This window comes from Sphingomonas sp. 22R3R2A-7 (assembly GCF_036856055.1).
In the GTDB taxonomy this organism is placed as follows: Bacteria; Pseudomonadota; Alphaproteobacteria; order Sphingomonadales; family Sphingomonadaceae; genus Sphingomonas.
Window position 1 is genome coordinate 2,273,049 of the sequence record NZ_JASPFR010000001.1, and the last position, 22,031, is coordinate 2,295,079.

Sequence of the window (22,031 nt, forward strand, 5' to 3'; positions counted from 1 at the left end):
ATCAAAACGGGCTGACGACGGAGAAGAAGCGGCTGAGCCACCCCTGGCGGCCGGCGCGGGCGACGTCGCCCTTGCCGGTGTACGAGATCTGCGCATCGGCCACGCGCGTCGACAGCACGCGATTGTCGCGGTCGACATCGGCGGTGCGCACCAGCCCCTTGATCTTGAGGAACTCGTCGCCGCGGTTGAGCGTCACGCGCTTCTGCCCCTGCACGAGCATCGTGCCGTTGGGATAGACTTCGGCGACCGTCACGCTGACCTCGCCGGACAGCGAATTCGCCTGGTCGGCGGCGCCCGCGCCGTTGAAGTTGCGCCCGCCGCTGATCGTCGCATCGGCGCGGCTGAACAGGTTGAGCGCGCCCGTCGTCGGCGGCGTGATGCTGGCCGACCCGCTGCTGTCGAGCTTCGAGCCCGAGGATTTTGACGCCGCGGTGCGCTCGACGAGCACGATCGTCAGCGGATCGCCGACTTTCCGCGCGCGCCAGCCCTCGTACAGCGCGGCATAGCCGTCCTGCGCCTGGAAGATCGATCCGGTTGCAGGCGACGCCACGGGCACGGGCAGCGGCCGTGCGACGGTGAAGTCCTCGACCGGCTGCTTCTTGCCGAACAGGCTCGCCCCGGCCGCGAGCGGCGACAGCGTGCCGGCGACAATCGCGAGGAGCGCGATCGGCGCGCGCGTGGGGATCGGAAATGCCATGATTCGCCCTGCGATCAGATGTTCTGGTTGACGTATTTGAGCATGTCGTCGGTCGCCGAGATCATCTTGGAATTGACCTCGTACGCGCGCTGCGTCTCGATCATGTCGACGAGTTCCTCGACGACGTTGACGTTCGACGCCTCGAGCATGCCCTGCCGGACGCGGCCACGGCCGTCCTGCCCGGCGACGCCCAGATTGGCGGCGCCCGACGCGGCGGTCTCGACGAGGTAGTTGTCGCCGGTCGCCTGGAGCCCGGCGCCATTGGCGAAGCTCGCGACCTGGATCTGGCCGATCTGCTGCGCCTCGGACTGGCCGGGGACCGTCGCCGACACGGTGCCGTCCTGGCCGATCGTGATGTTCGTCGTCCCCTCGGGCACGGTGATGCCGGGCATCACCTGATAGCCCTCGCTCGTCACCATCAGCCCCTCGGGGCTGCGCGAGAAATTGCCCGCGCGCGTATAGCCGAGCGTGCCGCCGGGCATCTGCACCTGGAAATAGCCGTCGCCGTCGAGCGCGAGGTCGAGGCTGTTGCCCGTCGTCTGCATCGACCCCTGCGTGTCGATCCGCGCGGTGCCCTGGATCCGGACGCCGGTACCGAGGTTGAGCCCGGTCGCGTATTTGGTCTCCGACGTCGACTGCGCGCCCGGCGCGGTCACGACCTGGTACGCCAGCGTCTCGAACGCGGCGCGATCCTTCTTGAACCCCGTCGTGTTGACGTTGGCGAGGTTGTTCGAAATGACCCGCATGCGCGTATCCTGGGCGTCGAGCCCGGTACGCGCGATGTGCATGGCGGAACTGCTCATGGCCTAATCCTTCCTTAGCTCGGCAGGCGCATCAGCGATGCACCGCTTTCATCCATGTCCTTGGCGGACTTCAGCATGTTGGCCTGGACCTCGTAGCTGCGCTGGTTCTCGATCATGTCGACCAGCGCCTGCGTCATGTTGACGTTCGATCCCTCGATCGCCCCGCCCTGCACCTTCGCATCGAGATCCTCGGGCAGCGCGCCGCCGCCGCGCACGCGCAGCAGGTTGTCGAGCCCCTTGACCGTGTCCGACCCCTTGGTGTCCGCAAGCTTCAGCTTGTCGATCACCTGTGGGTTCTTCGCGTCGCCGCCCTGCGGCACGATCGAGATCGTCCCGTCGCCGGCGATCGACAGCGTGTCATAGGGCGGGATCGTGATCGGCCCGCCCGATCCCATCACCGGGAAACCGTCACCCGTCTGAAGCACGCCCGACGGCGCGATCTCGAGGTCGCCGCGCCGCGTATAGGCTTCGGAGCCATCCGCGGCCTGGACCGCGAGCCACGCCGTCGCACCGGTCACCGCGACGTCGAGCGGGCGACCGGTGGTCTGGATCGCGCCGGGCGCGCGGTCGGCGTCGGTCACTTCCTCCGACGTCGGCGCGCGCGCCTCGAACTGCTGGCCGCCACCCTTCAGGTCGATCCGGTCGAACACCACGCGGTCCGCGCGGAATCCGGTGGTCGACGCGTTCGCCATGTTGTTGGCGATCGCCGACTGCGCCGCCATGTGCGCACGCAGTCCCGTCGCCGCGGTGTAGACCAGCTTGTCCATTCAGGGTTCTCCGTCCGCGCCCTGGATCAGCTGCGGATGTTGAAGATGGTCTGCGAGATCTGGCTCGCGGTATCCAAGGCCTTCGAGTTCGCCTGGAAGTTGCGCTGCGCCGCGATCAGCGAGACGAGCTCCTCGGTGATGTCGACGTTCGACCGCTCGATCGTCCCCGACATCAGCTTGCCGAAGCCGTTGACGTCGGCGATGCCGAGCTTGGCCTCGCCCGAGATGCCCGTCGCCGACCAGTAGCTGCTGCCGAGCTGACGCAGGCCCTCGGGGTTCGAGAAGTTGGCGAGCATCACCTGGCCGAGCGCCTGCGTGTCGCCGTTCGAGAAGCTCGCCTTGACGATCCCCGACTCGTCGATCGTCACGCCCTGGATCTGACCGACCGCCTTGCCGTCCTGATTCCGCGCGCCGACGTTGAACGCCGAGGCCAGCTGCGTGCTGTCGAGCCCGAAGGTGAAGCCGAACTGCTGCGTCGTGCTGCTGCCTGCGGTGGTGAACGGGTCGAACGCGATCGCAGTGGTCGGCGCGGTCAGCTTGCCGTCTCCGTTGAAGTCCAGCTTGACGCTTGGCGCACCGTTCGTCGTCATCGGCTTGTCGCCGACATAGCTGAACACTTCCCAGCTGCTGGTCTGGTTATTGCTGGCATCGGCCGTGGTCGTACGCTTGAAATAATTGGTCAGCGTCTGCGCGTTGCCGCTCGCGTCGTAGATCGTCGTCTGCGCCGACTGGTTGTAGCTGGTCGGGTCGAACCGGTCGAACGTCGTCGTCGCCGGGATCGCGGCATTGGCGCTGAGGTTCAGCGACATCGACACGTTCGCGGTCGGAACCGCCTTGCCGCTGGTCGCGGGAAGCTGAAGGCTGACGGCGGAATCGAGCCCCGATGCGACGACCTTGCCCGAACCGTCGACCGGATAGACCTGCAGGTGGCTGCCGTTCGAGATCCACCACATAGCGGTCGGCATCGACCAGGAAGCCGCCATTGCGCGTGTAGTTGACGTTCAGCGCGGTCGTGCTCGGCTTGACCACGAAGAAGCCGTCGCCCGACACCGCCAGATCGAGCGCATTGGCCGACTGGATCAGGTTGCCCTGGCTGAACTGCTGGCGATTGCCCTGGACGACGGTACCCGAGCCGATCTGCTGCGCGGGGTTGAGCGACACGCTCGACGCGATCACGTCGGCGAATTCGGTGCGGCTCTTCTTGAAGCCGTTGGTCGAGACGTTCGCGAGATTGTGCGAGATCGTCGACATTTCGGTCTGCGAGGCCTGGAGGCCGGACAGCGAGGTATAGAAGGACATCGGGTTACTCCTGGAATTCTGACAATCGGCGGGCGATCAGCCGATCTGGCGAACCGCGGTGACGGGGACCTCACCGAGGCCCGGTAGCGTGAGGATGGCGGCACCGGTCGTCGTCGAAACCGACTGGACCGGCGCCCAGACAAGGTTCTGTGATGCAACGGTCGTGCCATTATTCTGGGCGTTGACGATGACCTTGAACGGCCCCGTCCCGGCATCCTCGCCGGTCGCGGTCTTGCCGTCCCAGTCGTAGTTCACGGTGCCCTTGTCAGCGCTGCCGAGCGACATCGTCTTCAGCACGCCGCCATTGGCGTCGGTGATCGTGACGTTGACGTTGCTCGCGGCCGCCGCCAGCTCGATCCCGCCGGCAAGCCCGCCGCTGGTCCGCCCATAGGCGGTGTCGCCCGCGGTCAGCACGGTCTTGCCGACATAGCCCATCGCGTCGCTCGCGCTGGTCGCATTCAGCTTTTCGGCGATCGACTTCATCGTGCTGCTCATCTCGGAAATACCGGCGAGGCTCGAGAACTGCGCCATCTGCGCGACCATCTGCGTGTTGTCGACCGGGTTGAACGGGTCCTGGTTCTGCATCTGCGCGGTCATCAGCTTTAGGAAGTCGGACTGGTTCAGCGTCGTCGAATTGGACGCCGTGGTGGTCGTCGCCGCGGTGCTCGCGCGCGTGATACCGAGGTTCGAAAGCGTGGAATCGAAGGAACTTGCCATGATCAGCGGCCTAGCTTGAGGGTATCGATGATCAGCGACTTCGCGGTCTGCATCACCTCGACATTGTTCTGGTAGCTGCGCGCGGTCTCCATCATGTCGACCAGCTCGCGCGTTTCATCGACCGCCGCCTCGAAGATGTTGCCATCCTTGTCGGCCATCGGGTTGTTCGGATCGTAGCGCTTGGCGGGTGCCTCGCCCGCGGTGACGACCTTCTCGACATCGACCGTCGACATCCCGCTGGCGGCGTCGAAGCTGGTGCGGAACACCGGCTTCATCGTCTTGTACGCGGCGTCCGCCGACCCCGCGACGCCGCCCGCATTGGCGAGGTTCGACGCGGTGGTGTTCATCCGCAGCAGCTGCGCGGACATCGCGCGGCCCGCGACCTGGAAAATCGTCATCGGCGCGTTGGCCATCGCTCAATCCCCCTTCAAGGCGCGCGTGACCTGGCTGATCCGCCCGTTCAGGAACGACAGCGTGGTCTGGTACTGCACGGCGTTTTCCGCGAACGCGGTCTGTTCCTGGTTCAGCTCGACGGTGTTGCCGTCCATCGAGGTCTGCGTCGGCACGCGGTATCTGGTCGCGCCGCCGATGCCGCCCGCGCCCTCGGTTTCCAGCGACGCCAGCGCCGACTTGAAGTCGATGTCGCGCGCCTTGAAGCCGGGGGTCGAGGCATTGGCGATGTTCGACGCGAGCACCCCCATGCGCTGCGATCGCACCTCGAGGGCCGCACCATGAACGCCGAACAGCGAGTCACCTGACACTGGACCGAACTCCCGCGCTGAATTGCGCAAGCGTTCCAAAGCAATGCCCGTGCCAGTTCACTCGCGCCGACCGGATGATGCCGCCCTGCCGCCCGGCGGCAATCGTGCGGCAATCGCACCGGCAACGCCTTGCCGCCCCGGAAGCAGTAGCGGCAAGCATGCCGGCAGCCATTCGTCCGAGCGGCGCGCTGCGCGCAGATCGCGAGGAAGACGCACTATCGTCCCGTGTCATGGCGCACGTGAACTGGGCGCACGCGAACTGGCCCGGGCCTTGCAGAGATTCGCGGGACATGAACACGCTTGCCCATCTGATCGACCCAGCCGCGATCGCCATCGTCGGCGGTGGCACGATCCTCGCGGTCGCCTTGCGGACACCGCTGCGCGACCTCGTCCGTGCGCTCGCGGCGTTGAAGACGCTCGGTCGCGCCCGGCTCGAGGGCGACGCGCTGCTCCAGCAGATCGCGGCGCTCGGCCGTATCGCGCAGCGCCACGGCGCGATGGCGCTCGACCGCACGGTCATCGCCGATCCCGACATCGCCGCCGGCATCGCGGCGATCGTCGACGGCGCGACGTCCAGCGACATGGCGACGCTGCTCCAGCATCGCCGTCATGCGCGGATCGAGCGCCACGTCGCCGCCGCCGAGGTCTGGGCCGGCGCCGCCGAGGTCGCGCCGGCGATGGGCATGGTCGGCACGCTGATCGGGCTCGCGCGGATGTTCGCGACGATGAGCGATCCGACCGCGATCGGCGGCGCGATGGCGATCGCGCTGCTTGCGACACTTTATGGTGCGTTGCTCGCCAACCTCGTCTTCATGCCGATCGCCAACCGTCTGCGCGCACAGGGACGCAACGAGGCGTTCGAACGCGCACGGATCGAGGCGCCGCTGGTCGCGCTCGCCGCGCGCGAGGCGCCGCGCGCGCCGCTGATGAGTGTCGCGTGATGGTCGGCGAATATCCCGACCGCCAGCCGGGGCGGCCGCTCTGGCTGATCACGCTCGCTGACCTCGCGCTGCTGCTGGTCGGATTCTTCGTGCTGCTCCAGGCGACGCAGACCGCAGGGGATCGCCCCCTCGCGCCGCGCGCGCTCGCGGCCGGGTTACGCGAGGGGTTCGGCGCGCCCGCCACCGCAACGGCCGAGATCGCGCGACCGCGATTTCCAGCGGCGCCCGCGGCCCTGCCCGTTGCGGCGGCCGGCATGCTCGACTTCGCGGTCGGCTCGGCGGCTCTGCCGACATCGCCCGCAGCGCTGGCGGGATGGGCGAGCGACGCGGTCCGCGATCCACGCGTCCAGTTGACCGTGACCGGTTCGGTCGACGGCACGCCCGGCGATGTCGACCCCGTCACGCGCAGCGCGGCGATCCTCGCCTCCGACCGTGCGCGCGCCGTCGCCGCCGCGATCGCGCAGGTCGCCCCCGGACGCGTGACGCTCGCGACGTCGCCGACCACCGGCCGCCGCGCCGCCATCGTAACCCAAGCCTTTGTCGGCGAACCGCCAAGGACCCCCTCATGATGCTCGCCTTGTTGATGATCGCTGCCGGCGCACCGTCCGCCGGCTTCCAGGATATCGCCGCGCTCGATCGCTCGGTCTCGGCCTTTACCGGCCGCCCCACCGGTGCCGAGGGCGGTGCACGGACGTCGGTCGATTCGCGCTTGCGGCTCGCGACATGCCCGACCGTGTCGATGTCGTGGCGGACCGAGGCGCATGATGCGGTCGTCGTCGCCTGTGCCGGACCCGCGTGGCGCATTTTCGTCCCCGTCATCCGGCCGGCAAATGCCCCCGCGCCGCAGCCGGGGGCCGCACCCGCCGGCGGATCGAGCGTCGCGTTCGTCGCCAAGGCGCCGCCCGTCATCCGTCGCGGCGATCCGATCGTGATCGAGGCCGGCACCGAGGGCTTCTCGATCAGCCGCGAGGGGGTCGCGATGGCCGATGCCGCGCCCGGCGCGCGCTTCATGGTCAAGGTCGACGACACGCGCACCCCCGTCCAGGCGATCGCGGTCGCGAGCGGCCGCGCGACGCTCCCGGGCTGGGCGAATTAATTTTGTTAAAGCTTTTGCGCATCCGGCCGTTTCCTCCTCTGTCAGCAAGAACCAGAGGGTGCAGACATGGTGGAATCGATCGGTGCGAAGCCGTTAACGGGCGGAGAGCGCAGCGTCGCGCGGATCGCCGCGACGATGCCAGCCGTGCAGACTGGCGTGCAGACGTCGGCGCAGATCGGGGCGCAGATCGGGGCACAGCCCGCGGCCCGGCAGGTCGACGCCAAGCCCTCCGCCACCTCGTCGATCGCGCTCGCGCAGACGATGGCCGCCGCCGCACCGATCAACGAGGCGCGCGTCGCCGCGGTCAAGAAGGCGGTCGCCAACGGCACCTTCCCGATCCTGCCCGCGACCATCGCCGACCGTCTTCTCGCCTTCAAACTGGAATGGGCCCCGCATGACAAGGCGTGACGCACTCGTCCGCGTGATCGACGCGCTGCACGCAGAGATCGCCGCGCTCAAATCGAACGACGTCAGCGCGCTCGAGCGCGCGACCGCGGCCAAGCTCGACGGCATCAGTGCGGTGGCGACACTGGGGACCGGTCCCGCCGGCCCCGAGCTGCGCGAGCTCGCGGATGAGGCGAACCGCCTCAACGAGACCTGCCGCATCTATACCAACCTGATGGCGGCAAATGTTCGCCGCCGCCTGCAAACCTTGACCGGCGAGGGCGGCATTGCCGGCTATCGCCCGCGCATGGGTGCCGCCTACGCCTGATCTCGACGGTCGTGCGCGAACTGGCACGCCCCTTGCTGAGTAACGTCCTGAAACAGGGACATTACACGCGGGATGACCGTCAATCCTATCACTACCGGCCGGATCCAGTCCGCGATCGCGCTTGCGAGCAGCAAGACGGGCGTGGATTTTGGCTATCTGCTCGGCCAGGCGAAGCTCGAAAGCGGGCTTAACGCCAATGCCAAGGCCGGCACGTCGAGCGCGTCGGGCCTGTACCAGTTCATCGAACAGAGCTGGCTCGCGGTCGTCAAGAAGCACGGCGCCGAGCATGGTCTCGGCTGGGCGGCGGACAGCATCGGTCAGTCGTCGGGCGGGCATCTCGGCGTCGCGGATGCCGGCACGCGCCAGGCGATCCTCGCGCTGCGCAACGATCCCGCCGCCGCCTCGATGATGGCGGCCGAGCATGCGTCGGACAACAAGGACGCGCTCGAGGGCAAGCTCGGCCGCGCGGCGACCGGCACCGACCTCTACATGGCGCATTTCCTGGGGCTCGGCGGCGCGTCGAAGTTCCTGACGACGATGCAGTCCAATCCGGATGCGACCGGCGCCGCGCTGTTCCCCTCCGCCGCGCGCGCCAATCGCGGCGTCTTCTACGAACCCAACGGCAACCCGCGCTCGCTGTCGCAGATCTATGCGCGTTTCGCCGACAAGCTCGGCAGCGCCGCCGCAGGCGCGACCGGTTCGGCGACGACCGGCTCGGTCCGGTTCGCCGCGCAGGCGCTCGACATGGACGGCAGCACGGTCGTCACGGGCAACAACGAAAGCGCCGAGGACGCGCTCGCCTGGGCGACGTCGACGATGGGCCGGTTCGGCACCCGGAATGCGAGCTTCAATGCGGGCCAGACTTCGGCGAGCCTGCTCCGCCCGACGCCCGACACCGCGCGGCTCGCCTATCTGATGCTCGCAAAGATGGGGGCTGAACCCATGAACCGCCTGCTCTCCAACGCGCGCGCGTCGGTCCTGCCGCTCGCGATCCTGATGCTCGTGCTCGTCATGGTCGTGCCGATCCCGGCGTTCATGCTCGACATCTTCTTCGTCGCGAACATCGCGATCAGCCTCGCGGTGCTGATGGTCGCCCTGAACGCGCAGAAGCCGCTCGACTTCTCCGCCTTCCCGACCGTGCTGCTGTTCGCGACGCTGTTCCGCCTCGGCCTCAACGTCGCCTCGACGCGTATCGTGCTCGTCCACGGCCATGAGGGCGAGAGCGCCGCGGGTCACGTGATCGAGGCGTTCGGGACGTTCCTGATCGGTGGCGATTACGTCGTCGGCATCTTCGTCTTCGCGATCCTGATGATCATCAACATGATCGTCGTCACCAAGGGCGCCGGCCGCGTCTCCGAAGTCAGCGCGCGCTTCACGCTCGATGCACTCCCCGGCAAGCAGATGGCGATAGACGCCGATCTTAACGCCGGCCTCATCACCCCCGACGAGGCGAAGGCCCGCCGCATCGAGGTGTCCACCGAGGCCGATTTCTACGGCTCGATGGACGGCTCGTCGAAGTTCGTGAAGGGCGACGCGGTCGCGGCCATGCTGATCCTCGCCGCCAACATCATCGGCGGTCTGATCCTCGGGCCCGTCAGCCACGGCATGACGATCGCCGATGCCGCGCACAACTACATCCTGCTCGCGATCGGCGACGCGCTTGTCGCACAGCTGCCCTCGCTGATGCTGTCGATCGCCGCCGCGTCGATCGTCACGCGCGTCACCTCGGACAAGGATCTCGCCGGCCAGATCGGCGGCCAGTTCGGATCCCCGCGCACCTGGACGCCCGTCGCGGTGATCCTCGCGCTGCTCGGCGTCCTGCCCGGGATGCCGCACATGGTGATCCTGCCCGCCGCGGCGATCGCCGGGTTCGCGGCCTGGAAGCTGCGTCAGATCGAGCGCCGCCCCGCCCCCGTCGTCATCGCCCCCGTCGAGGCGATCGACCAGTCGAAGATCGGCTGGGACGAGGTCACCGACGGCATGCAGGTCAATCTCGACATCGGCTACGGCCTGGTCCCGCTGGTCGACGACCGCCGCGGGTCGCCGCTGATGGGGCGCATCACCGGCGTCCGCCGCCAGCTGTCGAAGGAGTTGGGCTTCGTCATCCCGCAGGTCCGCGTCCGCGACGACATCAACCTTGCGCCCTATGTCTACCGCATCATCGTCAACGGCGTCGTCGTCGGCGAGGACACCGTGTCGCCCGACGACATGCTCGCGCTCGACACCGGCCAGGCGTTCGGTTCGCTGATCGGCAAGACCACCAAGGATCCGACCTTCGGGCTCGACGCGACCTGGATCTCGACCGCGGACGCCGACGCGGCGACCGGCGCGGGCTATCTCGTCGTCGATCCCGGCACCGTGGTCGCGACGCATCTCAACCACATGCTCGGCCAGAACGCGTCCGAGCTGCTCGGCCCCGACGAGGTCCAGGCGTTGCTCGACGGCCTGAAGGAGCGCGCGACACAGCTCGTCACCGCGCTCGCGCCGATCCCGATCACCACGCTGACGCAGGTCCTCAAGGGCCTGCTCGCCGAGAACATCCCGCTCAAGGAATTCCGCAGCATCGCCGCCGCGATCGCGGTCGCAGCCCAGCGCAGCCAGGATGCCGAGGAGATCATCGAACTGATCCGCCCGCGTCTCGGCGCGCTGATCATCCAGAAGCTGTGCGGGATGCGCGAGCCGCTCCGCGTGATGACGCTCGAGGGGCATCTCGAAGGGCTGCTCGGCCAGGCGATGCGCGCCGACCAGTCGCGCCGCCACGTCATCGAACCCGATCTCGGCCGCCGCATCGTCGAGGCGCTGCAGAGCGCCGCGCAGCCGCTGATCGCCGAGGCCAAGCCGTTCGCGCTGGTCGTCCAGCCCGCGATCCGCCTCGCGATCCGCAAGCTGGTCCGCACCTGCCTGCCCGATACCCCGGTCATGTCGTTCTTCGAAGTGCCCGAGGACAAGGCGGTCGAGGTCGTCGCGGTCATCGGCGCACCGCAGCAGGCGCTGGCCGCATGAGCGCCGAACCGATGAAAGCCGCGTTCGACAACGCCCGCCCCGCGCGCGCGGGCGAAATCCCGGCGGGGCCCCTCACCTATCGTCCCCAGCAACGCCCCGGCGGCGACCCCGACCAGCTCGTCAAACAGCATCTCGCGATGGTCCGCCGGATCGCGTGGCACGTGCATGGCAGCATGAGCAGCATCGTCGAGGTCGAGGATCTGGTGCAGGTCGGGCTCGTCGCGCTGGTCGAGGCGGCGGCCGGCTTCGAGGAGCGCGGCACGCCCTTCAAGGCCTATGTCGCGACCCGCCTGCGCGGCGCGATGATCGACGAACTGCGGCGCCAGGCGACGACGACGCGCGGTGCGATGCGCCGCCGCCGGCACTATGCCGACGCCATTTCCACGCTCACCGCCCAGACGGGCAAGGCCCCGGGAGAAAACATGATCGCCCAGCATATCGGCGTCAGCATCGACAAGCTGCGCAGCGACTATGTGACCGCGGACGCGATCCGGTTCGATTCGATCGACGAGGTCTATGCCGACGACATGCCGTGGTTCGCCGACGATACGCCCGACGCGTTCGAACAGCTCGCCGACAGCGACCTGCGCGACGCGCTGATCGCCGCGATCACCGCGCTGCCCGAACGCGAGGCGCAGGTGATCCAGCTTTATTATGTCGAGGAAATGAACCTCGAGGAGATCGGCGCGGTCTTCGACATCGGCGCCGCGCGCGTCTGCCAGATCAAGGCGTCCGCGCACGCCAAACTGAAACGCGCGCTGGCGCGGAAAGTCTGAGCCACGGCAATCGGCGGCCCCGTATCTGTATCGGCAGGGCCGAAGCCCGCACCGGTTCCTTCGCTGTATTGTGAGACTTGACGGGTCGAGCGACCGCTCCCCGTCGTCATCCTGACCCTCATCCTCATCCTCATCCTGACCAAGGCCGGGCTATTGCACCGTGCCCGGGGCGACGAACGGATCGCAGAGCCATCGCTATCCCGGCCCACGGTCGCCCCGACGTTGCCCCCGGTATTCGGCGGGGCGCCCGGCGGTCTGCATCGGCGAGCGTTTCGCGTGCGCCGAGCCGGCTACCCCGAAAACCGTCCGTCATCCTGACGAAAGTCAGGACCCAGAGCCAAGACCGGCACCGCGTGTAATCCTGGGTCCTGACTTTCGTCAGGATGACGAGGACGGATAGGTAGTCATGAATAGGTAGCCACGGAAAGACGGCGGCGGATAAGCGACTACAGACAAATGCCCCGCCCGCCCCTCGCCCCGACGCACAAAAACCCCGGTGGCCAAAAGCCACCGGGGTCTGCGCATCCCGTTGCCGGGACGGTCCGACTGGCGCCGACACCCACATGGGGGGCGGTGCCGGCGCCGGGATCGGATTACTGAAGCAGCTTCAGCACGCCCTGCTGGCTCTGGTTCGCCTGCGCGAGCATCGCGGTCGACGCCTGGCTCAGGATCTGCGCCTTGGCGAGCGCCTGCGTTTCGGCCGAGAAATCGGCGTCCTCGATGCGGCTCTTGGCGTCCGACAGGTTGGTCACGTTGGTGGTCAGGTTGTTGACGACGGACTCCAGACGGCTCTGCCCTGCACCGAGCGACGCACGGGTCGTGTTGACCGCTGCAAGGGCGTTGTCGATCAGCGTCAGTGCCCCCGTCGCGCCCGTGTCGGTTCCGACGTTAATGCCGCCCGAAACGCCTGCAGGCGTTGCTGCCACATAGAGCTCGTCGTTTTCTTCCAAGGTCACTTCCTTGCCAATGTCCGCATTGGTTACAGCGGCTCCGCCCGCCGTGCCTTCAAACGCAACATCTTCGGCCGTAATGACATAACGAGTACCCACTCGGGAATCCGCTGCGGTAAGCGGCGACGTTAGGCCAGCGTCAGTAGCCGCCGCCGTTGTGGTGCCACTTACAGCAGAAAGATCCATTTTGCTGATAGTCAGATTGACCTGATCCGTAGACTTTGATCCCGTCTGAACGTTGATATCTTTATTCGCAGTCTTGCTGAAAAGATCGACGCCATTAAAGGTCGTTCCCGAAATGCTCACAAGCTGCTTCTGAAGCTCAGTGACTTCGGTCTGCATATTAAGACGATCGGCATCCTTGTAAGTGCCTGATGCAGACTGCACAGCAAGCTCGCGCATCCGCTGCAGAATGTTGCTTGCCTCGCCGAGCGCCCCGTCTGCGGTCTGGGCAAGCGCGATCCCATCATTCGAATTACGAATGGCCTGGTTCATCCCCTTAATCTGCGACGTCATCGACGTGGCAATCGCGAGGCCAGCTGCGTCGTCCTTCGCCGAGTTGATGCGCTTGCCAGTCGACAGGCGCTCCATTGCGGTCGACAGCGCGCTGTTCGCGCTGGTCGAGGCACTGGCGGCACGCATCGACGAGATGTTGGTCCCGATAACAGTCATGATAGATCTCCTTCACGCCGGCTATCCCGCCGCCCCCATGGCGAAGGACCGAGCCGTCAGGATGGGTAACGGCCGCCCCGCGCCGGGCTTTAGGAAAAAATCTGCGCCTCGCGCACCGGCGTGGCGCGCTCCCGTACACGCGCGCGCGAACGCGCCCGGAAATAGTTTGCCGCGATGCGGCACGATTTAACCGGGAATTTACCAGCAAGGCCGCATTCCCCGAATCGTCACAGGGGGACTTCATGCGTTCGATCTTTCCATCTGCCGCCGTCACGGCGCGCAAATACGCGCTGGTCTCGTCGCTGCGCGCGCAGGGCTTCGGGATCGGATCGCTCGAAACCGCCCAGCCGGGTGCGAACGACCTGTTCCTGGTCGCCGAGGGCGAGGCGGTCGCCTACCCCGCGCGCACCGTGGTGATCGGCTCCGAAGGCCGCCACGTCACCCCGTCGCGCAACGGTACGCCCGCGCGGATCAGCTTCGCCCCCGAGGACACCGCGGTCGGCAACGGCTTTGCCCGCGCGCTGATCGGCGGGCCCGACATGCCGACCGCCGCCGACCCCGAATCGCTCGCGCTGCTCGCGCTTGCCGAGCGCGTCGCCGCCGCCGACATCACCGTGCTGATCAACGGCCCGACCGGCACCGGCAAGGAAGTGCTCGCCCGCGCGATCCACAATGGCTCGCCGCGCAAGGATGGCCCGTTCATCGCGATCAACTGCGCCGCCCTCCCCGAGTCGATGCTCGAGGCGATGCTGTTCGGACATCAGAAGGGCGCGTTCACCGGCGCGTCGTCGGGCGGCGAAGGCTTTTTCCGCGCCGCGAACGGCGGCACGATCCTGCTCGACGAGATCGCCGAGATGCCGCTGACGCTCCAGGCCAAGCTGCTCCGCGTGCTGCAGGAGCGCGAGGTCGTGCCGCTCGGCGCGACCGTGCCGCAGCCGATCGACGTCCGCGTCGTCGCGTGCGCCAACCGCGATCTGCAGGGCGAAGTCGCCGCCGGCCGGTTCCGCGCCGATCTCTATTACCGGCTCGCGGTCTTCCCGCTGTCGACCAAGTCGCTCGCCGAGCGGCCGCAGGATATCCCCGCGCTCGCCGCGACGATGATCCTGCGCCACGCCGGCAACCGCAACGTCATTCCCTGGCCCTCGCGCGAGGCGATCGAGCAGCTGATGCTGCACGACTGGCCGGGCAATGTCCGCGAGCTCGAGAATGTGATCCAGCGCGCGCTGCTGTTCTGCGGCGGCGACACGATCGAGGCGAGCCACATCCTGTTCGACCGTCCCGTCACGATGACCTTCGCGCCGCGCACCGCCCCGGTCGCGCTGCCGGTTGCGGTCTCCGCCGACACGCCCATCGACACGCCGACCGATACGCTCGGCAACATCGTCCAGATGAGCGAGTTCGCCGCGATCCGCGAGACACTGAAGGCGTGCGGCGGCAGCCGGATCGAGACCGCGCGCCGCCTCGGCATCTCGGAGCGCACGCTGCGCTACCGCCTCGCCAAGGCGCGCGAACAGGGTGAGGACTTCGCCCGCGTGATGTCGGCATGAGCGGCGTCAGCGGGATCGGTGGCGGCGCGATGAGCGTCGACCGCGTCATGGCGCTGCGCTCGCAGATCCTCGAGCGCAACCAGGCGCTCGCGCGTGCCAGCCAGACCGGCCCGACCGTCGCGCCGACCGAGGCCAAACCCGTCAGCTTCGGCGACACGATGGAAACCGCGCTGAAGAGCGTGAACGAGGGCCAGACGCAGGCCGCCAAGCTCAGCGAAAGCTATGAGCGCGGCGAGACCGTCGACATCGCCAAAGTGATGCTCGCGCGTCAGCAGGCCTCGGTCGGGTTCGAGGCGACGCTTCAGGTCCGCAACAAACTCCTGTCCGCCTACAAGGACATCATGAGCATGCCGGTGTAATGATATGAGCACTGCCCTCATCCCCGCTTCGCCGGCCAATGGCTCGGGTCTTCCCGAGAAGTTCGCCAACCCGCTCAACCAGATCAAGACCGCGTTTGCGCAACCGGCCGTGCGCCGCTCGCTGCCGATGGTGCTGATGATCGGCCTGATCGCCGCCGCCGCGCTCGCGTGGATGACGCTGTCGTCGCCGACGCAGAAGACGCTGTTCACCAACCTGCCCGACGCCGACAAGGCCGCGGTCTCGTCCGCGCTGTCGACCGCGAACATCAAGAGCCGGATCGACGATTCGACGGGTTCGCTGACGGTCGCCGAGGAGGATTATTCGCGCGCCCGGATGCTGCTCGCGGGTCAGGGCCTGCCTAAGGCGGCACCCGGTGGGTACGCGATCCTCGACCAGCTGCCGATGGGCGTCAGCCGCGCGGTCGAGGGCGAGCGGCTGCGCCAGGCGCGCAGATCCGAACTCGCACGCTCGATCCAGGAGATCGACGCGGTCGCCGAGGCACGCGTCCATCTCGCCACGCCCGAAGCGTCGGTGTTCGTCCGCGACAATGCCGCGCCCTCGGCGTCGGTGATCCTCAAGCTGCAGGGCGGCCGGTCGCTGAGCGACGCGCAGGTCGCCTCGATCATCAACCTCGTCGCCTCGTCGGTGCCCGGCATGAAGCCCGATTCGGTGACGATCGTCGACCAGATGGGCGCACTGCTTACGAAGCCCGACGGCAGCGACGGCGTCGGTGCGGCAGGCGACAAGCGGATCGAGATCCAGCGCCGCGTCGAGGACAAATATCGCGCGCAGCTGACCCAGTTGCTCACCCCGCTGGTCGGCGCGGGCAACTTCACCGCCGAGGTCCAGGCCGACGTCAATCTCGACGAGACGCAGGCGACGCGCGAAAGCTATGACAAGCAGGGCGTCCTGCGCGCCGAGACGGGCAACTGGACGGGCAACCAGAAGGACGGCGCCGCGACGCCGGGCGGGATCCCGGGTGCGCTGAGCAACACGCCGCCCCCCGCCAGCACGCTGCAGCAGCCACAGCCCGCGACCGGCAATCCCGGCACGCCGCAGCCCGTCGCCGGGGGCCCCGCGCCCGACGCGATGAAGCAGTCCGACCAGTATCAGCGCGCCTATGACCTGGGTCGCGAGGTGTCGGTGACGCGCGCGACGCCGGGCAGCGTGAAGCGCCTGTCGGTTGCGGTGCTGCTGCGCGATCCCGACAAGACGCGCCGCACCGCGATGGAGATCAACCAGATCACCGATCTCGTGAAGAGCGCGGTCGGCTTCGACCAGGGCCGCAACGACAACGTCACCGTGATCAGCCGCAAGTTCGCCGGCGCGGATGCCACGGCGGATGCCGGCCCCGCCTGGTACGACAATGCCTGGCTGCCGGTGCTGGCGCGCAACGGGACCGCGATCGTCATCGCGCTGCTCGTCCTGCTGCTCGGCGTACGGCCGATCGCCAAGGCGTTGATGAAGAAGCGCGAGGATGCCGCCCCGCGTCCCGCCTTCGGCCAGGCGATCGAGGGCGCCGACGGCGAGGCCGCCGAGGGGCTGGGCGGTCCGGTCGTCGCCGCGCCGGTCAGCCTCGACCAGCTCGAGAGCACGCGCGGCTATGACCAGCGGATCGGCGCGGTACGCGGCTTCACGCGCGACAACCCGACGCGCGCCGCGCTCGCCGTTCGCGACATGATCAAGGCGGACGCACGCTGATGGAGGCCCTGCGCACCTATACCGGCGTCGAGCGCGCCGCCGTGTTGATGATGCTCGTCGGCGAGGAGGAAGCCGCGGCGATCCTCCAGAAGCTCGAGCCCGAGGAGGTCCGTCAGCTCGGCGCGGCGATGTTCAAGGTCGCCGACGTGTCCGAGCAGGAGGTCGAGACCGTGCTCGACGATTTCGTCGACCGCGCGCGCGAGCGCACCGCGATCGGGTTCGACCCGCGCCCCAAGATCGAGGCGGTGATGAACCGCGCGCTCGGCCCCGAAAAGGCCGAGAGCGTGCTCGCGCGGATCACGCCGGCCGAGGCGGCGTGCGAACTCGAACTGCTCGACTGGCTCGACGCGAGCGAGATCGCGGCGATGATCGAGAAGGAACACCCGCAGATCGCCGCGGTGCTGATCGCCAATCTCGATGCGTCGGTCGGCGGCCAGGTGCTCGAGCTGATGCCCGACGCGGTCCAGCCCGACATCCTCCACCGCATCGCGCGGCTCGGGCCGATTACCCCCGAGGCGGTCGACACGCTGCGCACGCTGCTCGCCAACCGCACCGGCACCGGGTCGAGCGGCCAGGGCGTGACGCTGGGCGGCACGCGCGAGGCGGCGAAGATCCTGTCGGGCGCACGCAAGGCGACCGAACAGCGCGTCATGCCCAAATTGTTCAAGATCGACCGCGACGTCGCCAAGGCGATCGAGGAGGCGATGTTCGTGTTCGACAATCTGCTCGAGCTCGACGACAAGAATCTGGGCACGCTGATCCGCAACGTCGATGGCGAGATCCTGACCAAGTCGCTCAAGGGCGTCGACGAGGCGGTGCGCAACCGTTTCCTCGGCTGCATGTCGGCGCGCGCCGCCGACGGCATCCGCGACGAGATGGAGGCACGCGGGCCGATGAAGCTCGCCGAGGTGCTCGAGGCGCAGAAGGCGATGATCGCGATCGCGCGCGGGCTCGCCAAGGACGGCACGATCATGATGGGTGGAGGCGAGGACGACTATGTCTAGTTTCGTCGCCGGCTTTGCCGCCCGTCATGACAATGCGGCACAGCTGCTCGCGAGCGCGTTTGCGCCGCCGATGGGGTTCGCCCCCGCCGACATCCGCGACCGCGCCGCGCCCTCGCCGCGCCGCGCGAGCGGTTTCGCGCCACAGGCCGCCACCCCGTCCGCACCTGTGCCCACCCCCACCGGCCCGAAGCATTTCAGCCCGGCCGACAAGGACAGCAACCCGACCGAGGGCTGGGATCCGCTCGATCCGGCCAGCGAGACCGAGAGCTTTCTCGATCCGCTCGCGGCGGCGCATGCCGCGGGCTATGCCGAGGGTCTCGCCGCCGCCGCGGCCGTGACGCAGGGCAATGCCGCGCGCGACCAGGCGCTGCTCGCCGGCCTCGCCGCCGCGCTCAACACCGACCGGGTCGACCGCGATCGCGTCGCGATGCAGTTGCGCCAGACCGTGCTGTTGCTCGTCGGCAAGCTGGTCGGCGAGATCGGCATCGCGCCCGACCTGCTCGCCGGCCGGATCGAGGCCGCGACCGATCTTCTCGCCGATTCGGCCGAAGCGGCGTTGCTGCGCGTCAATCCCGAGGATGTCGCGCTGATCGACGGCAAGCTCCCCAAGTCGATCTTTGCGGCGGGCGATGCGAGCGTCGCGCGCGGCAGTTTCGTGCTCGAAAGCGCGTCGACGATCGTCGAGGACGGCCCCGCCATGTGGCTCGACCAGCTGGCCAGCGCGATTGACCGCGTCGCCGTTCCCAAAAGGCCGCCTGAGTGCTGAACCGCTTTACTGCCGACTATCTCGAAACGCTCGGCAACGCCGATTTCGTCGCCGCACCAAAGGTCTCGGGCCGGCTCGCCTCGTTCGACGGGCTGTTGATGGAAGCGGTCGGCCTGACGCTTCCGGTCGGGACGGTGTGCACGGTGGGCGAGGGATCCGCCAGCGTCGAGGCCGAGGTGATCGGCTTTCGCAACGGCCGCACGCTGTTGATGAACCTCGGCGGCCCCGCCGCACTGCTGCCGCGCGCGCCGGTCAAGCCGATCGGTGCGCCGGGCGAGGCCGAGGTCGGCGCGGCGCTGCTCGGTCGCGTCGTCGACGGCGCGGGCAAGCCGATCGACGGGCTCGGCCCGATCCGCGGCGCCGGACGCTGGCCGATCGCGGGCAAGCTGCAATCGCCGCTCGACCGCGGCCGCGTGCGCACGCCGATGGATGTCGGCGTGCGCGCGATCAACGGGCTGCTGACGATCGGCCAGGGCCAGCGCGTCGGCATCATGGCGGGCTCGGGCGTCGGCAAGTCGGTGCTGCTCGGCATGATCGTCCGCGCCGCGCAGGCCGACGTGATCGTCATCGGCCTGATCGGCGAGCGCAGCCGCGAAGTCGCCGACTTTCTCGAGACGAAGGTCGCCGGCGCCGCGCGCGCGCGCTCGGTCGTCGTCGCGGTGCCCGCCAATCACTCGCCCGTGCTGCGCATCCGCGGCGCACTGCGCGCCACCGCGATCGCGGAAGGCTTTCGCGCCGAGGGCAAGCAGGTCCTGCTGATCATGGATTCGCTGACCCGCGTCGCGCATGCCGGCCGCGAGATCGGCCTCGCGCTCGGCGAGCCCGCTTCCGCGCGCGGCTATCCGCCGTCGGCGATCGCGATGCTGCCCAACCTGATCGAGCGTGCGGGCGTCGACGTCCACACCGGCGGGTCGATCACCGCGATCTACACCGTGCTCGCGGACGGCGACGACGGCAACGACCCGGTCGTCGATTCGGCGCGCTCGATCCTCGACGGGCATATCGTGCTGAGCCGCCAGCTCGCCGAGCGCGGCGTCTATCCCGCGATCGACATCGGCCCCTCGGTCAGCCGCGTGATGACCGACATCGCCGACGCCGCGCATGTCCGCGCCGCGCGCGTGCTGCGCCGCAATCTGGCGACCTACGAGGAGAATCGCGACCTCGTGCTGATGGGCGCCTATCGCGCGGGCGCCGACCCGGCGATCGACAATGCGATCGCATGTCACGGCGCGATCATGGAATATATCCGCCAGGATTCGGACGAAAAGGTGTCGCTCGACGATGCCGTCGCCGAGCTGATTGGCGTGTTCGGCAATGGCTGATGCGCGCGCGAAGACGCTCGCCCGGATCCACCGCGTCCGGACGCTCCAGCTCGGGCTGATCCGCGCGGACGAGGCGCGCGCGCACGACAAGTTCGCGAGCGAGATCCGCTTTGTCCGCGCGCATCTCGAGCCTCGCCGCCGCGGTCGCCCCCACCCCCGAGGTCGCGGTCGCGGTTTCGCTCGGTGCGTCGGCGCACTACCGCGAACGCCTCCAGCAATCCGCCGATGCGGCGATCGAACGCGTCCGCTCCGCCGAATATCAGGTCGAGCGCGCGAGCGACGCGACGCGGTCCGCCAAGCGCGACCAGAGCGCGGTCGAAAAGCTCATCGTCCGCGCGCAGGCCGATGCCGCGCTCCGCGAACTCCGCGCGCTCGAAGACGCGCCCTCGGTCCGAAAGATCCGGCACGATCCTTGCTGAGCACGGTGCGAGACGTCCGCATCCGAGAGACCGCATGATCCAGCCCGCGCTAGTATCCCTGCCGAGCATCACCCCCGCCGCCACGCCACGCACGGCGGGCAGCGATGGCGCGGGCGATTTCGGCGGGACGCTTGCGACGTTGCTGGGGTCGGGAACGGTGGACACCGCCATTCCCGACATTGCCGCCCCGAGCAGCCCCGTCCCGAGCAGTACAATCGCTTCACCGGTGATCGATGACGTCATCCGGCAGCCCGCCGCCGTAACCGGCAAGGCCTTGCCGGTTGCGGGGCCGGTGGTCGAGACGCACACGCTGCCGATGATGCCTGAACACGCCGCGATCGCACCGATCGGCGTCACGTCCCCGACAGCCGCTATCATCGTCGCAACGCCGCTGCCTGTAACGCCGCTGCCTGCGGGGCTACGTGCGAGATCGCTATCCGCTCCGGATCTCCTGCCCCAGGAGCCGTCGGCAGTCGACGACGCAAGCGATGCGCTGCTGACTCCACGTCCCGCCCCACAGCCCCCCGCGAGCCCGGCGCCGACTCCGACCGGGCAGGCGATGCTTCCACGTCGGGCTGCACGGCTCAGCGTGCCAGGCGACGACCGCCCGGACGTGCCGGCAGAGACGGAGGACGCGGACGACGCCGGGACACCCGCGCCGCCGCTCGCCACGCAAGAGGCCATCCCGGCGGTTCCGCTGGTCCCCGCGGTCCTTATCCCGGTCCCGGTCGCGGTCGCGGACAATGACGCGATGCCGCGCGCCGGCGACGGACCGGGCAACATCCCGGGCGCGGTGGCTGGCGCCTCTGTGGCCATTGCTGCACCTGTTTCGCTTGCGAACCGCGACCCAAGCATTGCGCAGTCCCCGATGGGCGACACCCGGCCGCCCGATGCCGTCATCCCGACGGCGACCTCGAACGCGGTCCCCTCGCCCCTGCCCACCTCGACACCAGCGGGGACACCGGAGCGATACGGCTTCGCGCACCTCCATGGTCTCGTCGAATCGCGCATCGATGTTGGCGGCGCTCCACTGCAAGCGGCGCCCGCCCCCGACCTTCCGCCGCGATGGTCGACACAGGACACGGCCCCGTCGAGGTTCATCGTCGCGCAGCCGCCTCTTACGCTGGCCGTACAGCCCCAACCCGGCACCGTCGCATCGGCGGCGCATGTGTTCGGCGTGGCGATCCAGGCGGCGGCGCATGGTCGCGACGAGCCGGCGGATACGCCAGCGATCGGCCCCCTCGCCGCACCGGTGGCAACGCCCGCGATCGCGTCGATCGCGCATGCCGATCCGCAGGCGCCGCTCGACATGCGCCACGAGCGTTGGCCGACCGCGATGATCGAGCGGATCGAGGTGCTGCGCGATGCGGCGAATGCGACCGATACGCGGATCCGGCTGATCCCCGATGCGCTGGGCGCGATCGATGTGTCGGTGCGCAAGGACGGCGACACGCTCCACGTCCACTTCACCGCCGAGCAGGCCGCGACGCGGACCCTGTTGCAGGATGCGCAGCCGCGACTCGCCGAACTCGCGGACGCGCGCGGGCTGAAGCTTTCGCACGGCGCCGTCGAGACCGGCGCGGGCACCGGTCAGCACCAGCAGCGCGCCGCGACCCCGCAGCCGCAGCCGCAGCAGCCTTCCGCGCCCGCGCGGCGGCCGCGCGCCGATGGCGGCGCCGACATCGATTCCACCGACACACGACTCGCGTGAACTGAAG

General features: G+C 68.6%; 23 protein-coding genes and 1 pseudogene. 15 read left to right on the forward strand and 9 right to left on the reverse strand.

Annotation, left to right across the window (positions count from 1 at the left end; translation table 11 throughout):
- Position 1: 1 nt before the first annotated feature.
- The 8 genes and pseudogenes from QP165_RS10790 to QP165_RS10825 form a co-directional block, all read right to left on the reverse strand.
- The gene (locus QP165_RS10790; protein ID WP_333995658.1) at positions 2 to 697 is read right to left on the reverse strand and encodes a flagellar basal body L-ring protein FlgH; all 696 of its coding nucleotides are present in this window, start codon (positions 695 to 697) and stop codon (positions 2 to 4) included.
- A gap of 14 nt (positions 698 to 711) precedes the next feature.
- On the reverse strand, positions 712 to 1,500 hold the full coding sequence (flgG, locus tag QP165_RS10795) for a flagellar basal-body rod protein FlgG (protein WP_056018140.1): 789 nt from the start codon (positions 1,498 to 1,500) through the stop codon (positions 712 to 714).
- A 14-nt stretch (positions 1,501 to 1,514) separates the two neighbouring features.
- Positions 1,515 to 2,267 (reverse strand): flagellar basal-body rod protein FlgF, encoded by a 753-nt coding sequence (flgF, locus tag QP165_RS10800; protein WP_056018142.1) that lies wholly within the window; start codon positions 2,265 to 2,267, stop codon positions 1,515 to 1,517.
- A gap of 26 nt (positions 2,268 to 2,293) precedes the next feature.
- Positions 2,294 to 3,250: a flagellar hook protein FlgE gene (locus QP165_RS10805; protein WP_333995662.1), complete on the reverse strand. Its 957-nt coding sequence runs from the start codon at positions 3,248 to 3,250 to the stop codon at positions 2,294 to 2,296.
- Between the two features lie 7 nt (positions 3,251 to 3,257).
- A pseudogene (locus QP165_RS10810) lies at positions 3,258 to 3,566 on the reverse strand (flagellar hook-basal body complex protein); the annotation flags it as partial.
- 36 nt (positions 3,567 to 3,602) lie between these two features.
- Positions 3,603 to 4,283, reverse strand: a complete 681-nt coding sequence (locus QP165_RS10815; RefSeq protein ID WP_056018146.1) for a flagellar hook assembly protein FlgD — start codon at positions 4,281 to 4,283, stop codon at positions 3,603 to 3,605.
- 2 nt (positions 4,284 to 4,285) lie between these two features.
- Positions 4,286 to 4,696 carry a flagellar basal body rod protein FlgC gene (gene flgC, locus QP165_RS10820; RefSeq protein ID WP_056018148.1) on the reverse strand — a complete coding sequence of 137 codons (411 nt, stop codon included), beginning with the start codon at positions 4,694 to 4,696 and terminating at the stop codon, positions 4,286 to 4,288.
- A 3-nt stretch (positions 4,697 to 4,699) separates the two neighbouring features.
- Positions 4,700 to 4,984 (reverse strand): flagellar basal body rod protein FlgB, encoded by a 285-nt coding sequence (locus tag QP165_RS10825; protein WP_443019368.1) that lies wholly within the window; start codon positions 4,982 to 4,984, stop codon positions 4,700 to 4,702.
- 350 nt (positions 4,985 to 5,334) lie between these two features.
- Between QP165_RS10825 and QP165_RS10830 the strand changes: the two genes are divergently transcribed.
- From QP165_RS10830 to QP165_RS10860, 7 genes are all read left to right on the forward strand, one after another.
- Complete coding sequence (locus QP165_RS10830) at positions 5,335 to 5,985, forward strand: motility protein A (RefSeq protein WP_333995667.1); 651 nt, start codon at positions 5,335 to 5,337, stop codon at positions 5,983 to 5,985.
- Complete coding sequence (locus tag QP165_RS10835; RefSeq protein WP_333997003.1) at positions 5,985 to 6,554, forward strand: hypothetical protein; 570 nt, start codon at positions 5,985 to 5,987, stop codon at positions 6,552 to 6,554. Before QP165_RS10830 ends, QP165_RS10835 begins: the two co-directional genes overlap by 1 nt.
- On the forward strand, positions 6,554 to 7,081 hold the full coding sequence (locus QP165_RS10840) for a flagella basal body P-ring formation protein FlgA (RefSeq protein ID WP_443019369.1): 528 nt from the start codon (positions 6,554 to 6,556) through the stop codon (positions 7,079 to 7,081). Before QP165_RS10835 ends, QP165_RS10840 begins: the two co-directional genes overlap by 1 nt.
- Before the next feature lie 66 nt (positions 7,082 to 7,147).
- Positions 7,148 to 7,489 (forward strand): flagellar biosynthesis anti-sigma factor FlgM, encoded by a 342-nt coding sequence (gene flgM, locus QP165_RS10845; RefSeq protein WP_333995669.1) that lies wholly within the window; start codon positions 7,148 to 7,150, stop codon positions 7,487 to 7,489.
- Complete coding sequence (locus QP165_RS10850) at positions 7,476 to 7,793, forward strand: flagellar protein FlgN (protein WP_056018157.1); 318 nt, start codon at positions 7,476 to 7,478, stop codon at positions 7,791 to 7,793. Before flgM ends, QP165_RS10850 begins: the two co-directional genes overlap by 14 nt.
- A 942-nt stretch (positions 7,794 to 8,735) precedes the next feature.
- Entirely contained in the window at positions 8,736 to 10,796 is a 2,061-nt protein-coding gene (gene flhA, locus QP165_RS10855) for a flagellar biosynthesis protein FlhA (protein WP_056018161.1), read from the forward strand.
- Positions 10,793 to 11,572 carry a FliA/WhiG family RNA polymerase sigma factor gene (locus QP165_RS10860; RefSeq protein WP_333995672.1) on the forward strand — a complete coding sequence of 260 codons (780 nt, stop codon included), beginning with the start codon at positions 10,793 to 10,795 and terminating at the stop codon, positions 11,570 to 11,572. Before flhA ends, QP165_RS10860 begins: the two co-directional genes overlap by 4 nt.
- A gap of 593 nt (positions 11,573 to 12,165) precedes the next feature.
- On the opposite strand, the gene QP165_RS10865 is transcribed toward QP165_RS10860, so the two are convergent.
- Complete coding sequence (locus tag QP165_RS10865; RefSeq protein WP_333995674.1) at positions 12,166 to 13,194, reverse strand: flagellin N-terminal helical domain-containing protein; 1,029 nt, start codon at positions 13,192 to 13,194, stop codon at positions 12,166 to 12,168.
- Between the two features lie 242 nt (positions 13,195 to 13,436).
- On the opposite strand from QP165_RS10865, the gene QP165_RS10870 reads away from it, so the two are divergent.
- The 8 genes from QP165_RS10870 to QP165_RS10905 all read left to right on the forward strand — a co-directional run bounded on the left by QP165_RS10870 (position 13,437) and on the right by QP165_RS10905 (position 22,024).
- On the forward strand, positions 13,437 to 14,741 hold the full coding sequence (locus tag QP165_RS10870; RefSeq protein ID WP_333995676.1) for a sigma-54 interaction domain-containing protein: 1,305 nt from the start codon (positions 13,437 to 13,439) through the stop codon (positions 14,739 to 14,741).
- Positions 14,738 to 15,100, forward strand: a complete 363-nt coding sequence (gene fliE / locus QP165_RS10875) for a flagellar hook-basal body complex protein FliE (protein WP_056018168.1) — start codon at positions 14,738 to 14,740, stop codon at positions 15,098 to 15,100. The genes QP165_RS10870 and fliE overlap by 4 nt, the downstream gene beginning before the upstream one ends.
- 4 nt (positions 15,101 to 15,104) lie before the next feature.
- Positions 15,105 to 16,802 (forward strand): flagellar basal-body MS-ring/collar protein FliF, encoded by a 1,698-nt coding sequence (gene fliF / locus QP165_RS10880; RefSeq protein WP_333995679.1) that lies wholly within the window; start codon positions 15,105 to 15,107, stop codon positions 16,800 to 16,802.
- Positions 16,802 to 17,806, forward strand: a complete 1,005-nt coding sequence (gene fliG / locus QP165_RS10885) for a flagellar motor switch protein FliG (protein WP_056018172.1) — start codon at positions 16,802 to 16,804, stop codon at positions 17,804 to 17,806. The genes fliF and fliG overlap by 1 nt, the downstream gene beginning before the upstream one ends.
- The gene (locus QP165_RS10890; RefSeq protein ID WP_333995681.1) at positions 17,799 to 18,572 is read left to right on the forward strand and encodes a FliH/SctL family protein; all 774 of its coding nucleotides are present in this window, start codon (positions 17,799 to 17,801) and stop codon (positions 18,570 to 18,572) included. Before fliG ends, QP165_RS10890 begins: the two co-directional genes overlap by 8 nt.
- Positions 18,566 to 19,894, forward strand: coding sequence for a FliI/YscN family ATPase (locus QP165_RS10895; RefSeq protein WP_333995683.1), 1,329 nt, complete (start codon positions 18,566 to 18,568; stop codon positions 19,892 to 19,894). Before QP165_RS10890 ends, QP165_RS10895 begins: the two co-directional genes overlap by 7 nt.
- A 110-nt stretch (positions 19,895 to 20,004) precedes the next feature.
- Entirely contained in the window at positions 20,005 to 20,313 is a 309-nt protein-coding gene (locus QP165_RS10900; protein ID WP_333995685.1) for a hypothetical protein, read from the forward strand.
- A gap of 34 nt (positions 20,314 to 20,347) precedes the next feature.
- The gene (locus QP165_RS10905) at positions 20,348 to 22,024 is read left to right on the forward strand and encodes a flagellar hook-length control protein FliK (RefSeq protein WP_333995686.1); all 1,677 of its coding nucleotides are present in this window, start codon (positions 20,348 to 20,350) and stop codon (positions 22,022 to 22,024) included.
- Positions 22,025 to 22,031 lie beyond the last annotated feature (7 nt).

Coding starts and splice junctions, on each gene's coding strand:
- QP165_RS10790 (WP_333995658.1), bottom strand. CDS start 697: ATGGCATTTCCGATCCCCACGCGCGCGCCGATCGCGCTCCTCGCGATT.
- flgG (WP_056018140.1), bottom strand. CDS start 1,500: ATGAGCAGTTCCGCCATGCACATCGCGCGTACCGGGCTCGACGCCCAG.
- flgF (WP_056018142.1), bottom strand. CDS start 2,267: ATGGACAAGCTGGTCTACACCGCGGCGACGGGACTGCGTGCGCACATG.
- QP165_RS10805 (WP_333995662.1), bottom strand. CDS start 3,250: ATGGCGGCTTCCTGGTCGATGCCGACCGCTATGTGGTGGATCTCGAAC.
- QP165_RS10815 (WP_056018146.1), bottom strand. CDS start 4,283: ATGGCAAGTTCCTTCGATTCCACGCTTTCGAACCTCGGTATCACGCGC.
- flgC (WP_056018148.1), bottom strand. CDS start 4,696: ATGGCCAACGCGCCGATGACGATTTTCCAGGTCGCGGGCCGCGCGATG.
- QP165_RS10825 (WP_443019368.1), bottom strand. CDS start 4,984: ATGGGGGTGCTCGCGTCGAACATCGCCAATGCCTCGACCCCCGGCTTC.
- QP165_RS10830 (WP_333995667.1), top strand. CDS start 5,335: ATGAACACGCTTGCCCATCTGATCGACCCAGCCGCGATCGCCATCGTC.
- QP165_RS10835 (WP_333997003.1), top strand. CDS start 5,985: ATGGTCGGCGAATATCCCGACCGCCAGCCGGGGCGGCCGCTCTGGCTG.
- QP165_RS10840 (WP_443019369.1), top strand. CDS start 6,554: ATGCTCGCCTTGTTGATGATCGCTGCCGGCGCACCGTCCGCCGGCTTC.
- flgM (WP_333995669.1), top strand. CDS start 7,148: ATGGTGGAATCGATCGGTGCGAAGCCGTTAACGGGCGGAGAGCGCAGC.
- QP165_RS10850 (WP_056018157.1), top strand. CDS start 7,476: ATGACAAGGCGTGACGCACTCGTCCGCGTGATCGACGCGCTGCACGCA.
- flhA (WP_056018161.1), top strand. CDS start 8,736: ATGAACCGCCTGCTCTCCAACGCGCGCGCGTCGGTCCTGCCGCTCGCG.
- QP165_RS10860 (WP_333995672.1), top strand. CDS start 10,793: ATGAGCGCCGAACCGATGAAAGCCGCGTTCGACAACGCCCGCCCCGCG.
- QP165_RS10865 (WP_333995674.1), bottom strand. CDS start 13,194: ATGACTGTTATCGGGACCAACATCTCGTCGATGCGTGCCGCCAGTGCC.
- QP165_RS10870 (WP_333995676.1), top strand. CDS start 13,437: ATGCGTTCGATCTTTCCATCTGCCGCCGTCACGGCGCGCAAATACGCG.
- fliE (WP_056018168.1), top strand. CDS start 14,738: ATGAGCGGCGTCAGCGGGATCGGTGGCGGCGCGATGAGCGTCGACCGC.
- fliF (WP_333995679.1), top strand. CDS start 15,105: ATGAGCACTGCCCTCATCCCCGCTTCGCCGGCCAATGGCTCGGGTCTT.
- fliG (WP_056018172.1), top strand. CDS start 16,802: ATGGAGGCCCTGCGCACCTATACCGGCGTCGAGCGCGCCGCCGTGTTG.
- QP165_RS10890 (WP_333995681.1), top strand. CDS start 17,799: ATGTCTAGTTTCGTCGCCGGCTTTGCCGCCCGTCATGACAATGCGGCA.
- QP165_RS10905 (WP_333995686.1), top strand. CDS start 20,348: ATGATCCAGCCCGCGCTAGTATCCCTGCCGAGCATCACCCCCGCCGCC.